The sequence below is a fragment of the Protofrankia sp. Cas8 genome (assembly GCF_963555845.1).
Classification (GTDB): domain Bacteria; phylum Actinomycetota; class Actinomycetes; order Frankiales; family Frankiaceae; genus Protofrankia.
Genome location: NZ_CAUVXI010000064.1, coordinates 17,923 through 22,165, shown reverse-complemented (window position 1 = coordinate 22,165; position 4,243 = coordinate 17,923). Strand labels below are relative to the sequence as shown.

The 4,243-nt window shown below is 69.1% G+C and carries 3 protein-coding genes and 1 pseudogene; 3 read left to right on the top strand and 1 reads right to left on the bottom strand.

The features are described 5' to 3' along the window. Positions 1-214: pseudogene (locus U9977_RS11870) on the top strand (ATP-binding protein); the annotation flags it as partial. 135 nt (positions 215-349) lie between these two features. Beyond that, complete coding sequence (locus U9977_RS11865) at positions 350-2,704, top strand: ATP-binding domain-containing protein (RefSeq protein ID WP_416210575.1); 2,355 nt, start codon at positions 350-352, stop codon at positions 2,702-2,704. A gap of 13 nt (positions 2,705-2,717) precedes the next feature. On the opposite strand, the gene U9977_RS11860 is transcribed toward U9977_RS11865, so the two are convergent. Continuing rightward, entirely contained in the window at positions 2,718-3,065 is a 348-nt protein-coding gene (locus tag U9977_RS11860; protein ID WP_322749286.1) for a hypothetical protein, read from the bottom strand. 863 nt (positions 3,066-3,928) lie between these two features. Here U9977_RS11860 and U9977_RS11855 point away from each other — a divergent pair. After that, positions 3,929-4,243: hypothetical protein (locus U9977_RS11855; RefSeq protein ID WP_322749285.1), on the top strand; the 315-nt coding region annotated here is incomplete at its 3' end.

Genomic DNA, 4,243 nt, shown 5'->3' with positions numbered 1-4,243 from the left:
CGCCGGGAAAGTCCACTTTCTGGGTTCCATCAAGTGGCTGGAAAACCAGCCCTTCGGACGGCGTGACTACGACAGCCTCGTACGTGACATGCTCGCCGTCCCCGGCGCCGAACCCGGGACACCGCTGATAGCGGTCTCTCGCCGCGGCATCGCCGACAACGTCCCCCTCGCGGCTCATTGGGGGCCGGCCGATCTGGTCCGCGCCTGGCAATGATATCGAACCCATCACACCGGGCCTTCCTGCGGGTGGGATATACTTGATGCCATCTCGATGATGTGACGGCGGTATACCGGCAAGGGGTTTTGATTGTCCAACGATGACATGCGGCACGAGCAGGATTACATTTCTATGCTGTACGGACGACTGGACGACATCCGGGAAGAAACCTCGAACCAGCTCGCTCGGGCGTGGCGGCAGGCCGGCGGCAATCATCAGGCGCGCGGTGAACGGGACGCGGCGAGCCTCATGTACGCCCGGCGGATCGCCCAGGTGGACGCCGCGGCAAACGGGCTGTGTTTCGGCCGGATCGACCTCCATGACGCCGAATGCCACTACATCGGCCGGATGGGCATTCTGGACGAAACCACCGACTACACACCGGTGCTGATTGACTGGCGTGCACCGGTGGCACGACCGTTCTACCTCGCCACGGCCGTCTCGCCGCAGGGGGTGCGCCGGCGCCGGCACATCCGAACCCGCCGGCGCACGGTGGTCGGCCTCACCGACGACGTGTTCGATCTCAACGCGGTCGGTGACGCGGAGGTGGTGGGGGCCACGGGGTCGGCTGGTGACACCGTGCACCAGGGGCTGACCGGCGAGGCCGCGCTACTGGCCGCGCTCGGCGCCGAACGGACCGGGCGCATGCGCGACATCGTCGAGACCATCCAGGGCGAACAGGACCGGATCATCCGTTCCGATCATCGGGGTGTCCTGGTCGTCCAGGGTGGACCGGGCACCGGCAAGTCCGCGGTAGCCCTGCACCGCGCCGCGTATCTGCTTTACACCTACCGGGAGCGGCTGTCCAAGCAGGTCGTGTTGATCGTCGGCCCGAACCCGACCTTCATGCGGTACATCGGGCAGGTGCTGCCCTCGCTCGGTGAGACCGGGGTCCTGCTGTCGACCATCGGCGACCTCTACCCCGGCATCAGCGCCAGCCGAACGGAGGCGCCCGAGATCGCCGAGGTCAAAGGACGGCTGATGATGGCGGAGATACTGGCCGCGGCCGTGCGAGATCGACAGCGAGTGCCCGACGACGTCATGGAGATCGTCGTCGACCATCACCCGCTGCGGCTGGACCGCCAGACGTGCCTGCGGGCGCGCGAGCGGGCCCGCCGCAGCGGCCTGCTGCACAACGCCGCCCGCCCGATCTTCGCCCGGCTGGTCGTCGACGCCTTCGCCCGGCAACTCGCCGATCTGCTCGGACTCGACGTCCATGACGGCACCAATCTGTTCGACGAGGCCGAGGTCGATGACATCCGCAAGGAGCTACGCGGCAACCTTGATGTAGCGGCCGTCGTCGAGAAACTGTGGCCGACGCTGACGCCGCAGCGGCTGTTGCGCGACCTGTTCTCGATACCGGAGCTGCTCGCTCGCGCGGCCCCGGAGCTGACCGACGCCGAACGTAACCTGCTGGCGCGTGACGACGGCACTGACCCTGCGCCCGATCGTGACGACGGCTCGTCAGACGGTTGGTCGGTCGCGGACATTGCGCTTCTCGACGAAGCGGCCGAACTGCTGGGCGAGGACGACCGGGCCGCCCGAGCACTCGCCGAACAGCAGCGGCGGGCGGAACGCGCCTACGCCCAGGGTGTCCTTGACATCCTGTCCCGTGACCTCGAAGACGACGCCGAACCCGACACGCTGACCGCCTACGACCTGCTCGACGCCGCCCAGTTGGCGGCGCGGCACGCGGAGGTCGACGGGCGCCTGGCCGCCGAGCGGGCGGCTGCGGACCGGACCTGGGTGTTCGGGCACGTCATCGTCGACGAGGCCCAGGAACTGTCCGAGATGGCATGGCGGATGCTGATGCGACGCTGCCCCAGCCGGTCGATGACGGTCGTCGGCGACGTCGCCCAGACCGGCGAGCTGGCCGGGACGTCGTCCTGGGAGCACATGCTCACGCCGTACGTCGCCGGTTGGTGGCGCCTGGAGCAACTGACTGTCAACTATCGAACTCCGATTGAGATCATGGCCGTCGCTGCGGACGTGCTGGCGGACATCGACCCGTCCCTCGAACCACCCCGCTCGGTCCGGGAGTCGGGCATCGCACCGTGGCGGCTGCAGGTCAGCGCCGACGGGCTCGCCGACGGGCTGACACAGATCGTCGCGCAGGAGGCGGGCGAACTCGGCGGCGGCCGGCTGGCCGTGATCGTCCCGGTCGCCCGCCTCGACGAGCTGGGCCCGGCCGTGCGGATCGCCGTGCCGGACGCGGCTGTCGCCACCGATGCGGTCCAGACGAATCCGGACCTGGAGAACCCGGTCGTGGTACTGACGGTGCGGCAGGCAAAGGGGCTGGAATTCGACGTCGTGCTCGTCGCGGACCCGCACATGATCCTGGCCGAGTCGCCGCGTGGGCACAGTGACCTCTACGTCGCCCTGACCCGCACCACCCGACGCCTCGGCGTCATCCACATCGGTGCACCACCGCCCGCTCTCAACCGCCTGACTCCCCGCACCCCACCGGCCCCGCCCGTTGCGCACTGAACCTGCGTCGTCGCTACCCGCTCCGAGTGGGCTGTGACGTCCCGGTCTCAGAATTCTGGACGGAGCGGACCACCCGCCCGACCTGGTCGCCGACCCAGCCACGCGAGCTCGTGCCCCATGGCCAGACGAACCCCAGCACAAGGCCGGTGGTGACAGCGACGACAGCCAGGCGCACGACCAGCACCCGGGCGCTCAGGCCGCGGCTGTACAGGACTCGCACTGCGCCGTTCGCGGTGCGGATCCGGCGTTCGAAATCACGGCGTTCACCGAACCCGGACGCCAGCAGGCGCCAGCTGGCAACACGCTCAGTGGTGTGGTCCGGGTCCGGGTCCGGTTGCGCTGCGGGCCGGGCACCTGGCAAGGTCAGCCCGCACCGGCAGAACCGCCGATCCGGCGGATTTCGGACGCCGCATGCACAGATCAGGCTGTCTCGTGCAGGTGCCGACCCCGAAGATGATGCCGACCCGGACAGGGGCGTCGCCCTGGCGGGCGTCGCGGCGGACTGACCGCCAGCCGATTCTCCCGGCCCGGGTAACACCGGCAGTTCATCGGGACGCACCGGACGCAACACGTCACGGCGAGCACCGCCGTCGCGGCCAGCACCGCCGTCCCGGGGGTCGGTGCGTCCCGCTCCCGGCGTCCGGTCATCTGTGGCGGGCGCCAACGGGACCGCGCCGAGTCGATTGGGACGGTTGTCGGGCCGGATTCGGACCCTCATCCCCGAGCCCGGGTGCGCTGAGGCCGAAGGTGTCACGGCCTGCTGCACCTGCACCTGCGGCTGCGGCTGCGGCTGCGCGTCGTCGTCCGGTTCCGGGGTCGGGACCGCCTCGGGAACGGGGGCCGCCATCTCCGGGGAGGCGTTCCGCCTGTCGCCGGCGCGCCGCTCCGACCTGGACCACAGGAACCGGCCGCAACCACCGCAGGAGTCCGCGTCATCGCCGTTGGCGTGGTGGCAGCGCGGGCACTCCTTCATCGCTCACTTCCCGTTCGGGACGCTCCGACCGATCCGACGCCTGGTGTTATACCAGAACATTCCACCGGCGGGCTATCCACGTCAAACATGCGTCGCGGCGGAACGTGTTCCGGCGTTGCCTACCGCCGCCGCACCAGCATGAACGTATGATGATGCGGGCGATCCAATGTGATCTGCCAACAGGTGATCTGTAAACAGGTGATCTAGCAACAGGTAATCTGCAAACGTCGCGTCAAGCGGAATGCGGAGTCATGGGGGACGCAGACTTCCACTCGGTCGTACCCGCGCGGGTACGCCGACCGCCGTTGCGCGGTATCCGCCGACCGCGTCTCACCGACATGCTGGGCGACGCCGCAGGCTACCGGTTGGCGCTGGTCGTCGCGCCGGCCGGCGCGGGCAAGACGACACTTCTCACCGATGTCGCGCAGAGACATGACGGCCCTGTCGCCTGGCTGACACTGGACACCCGACTCGGCGAGGTCGAGCCCTTCCTGGCCCATCTGCGCACCGCCGTCGACGACGTCGTGCGGGCCGGCTTCAGTGAATGGGCCACGATGGAGCGGGCA

Coding starts and splice junctions, on each gene's coding strand:
- U9977_RS11865 (WP_416210575.1), top strand. CDS start 350: ATGCTGTACGGACGACTGGACGACATCCGGGAAGAAACCTCGAACCAG.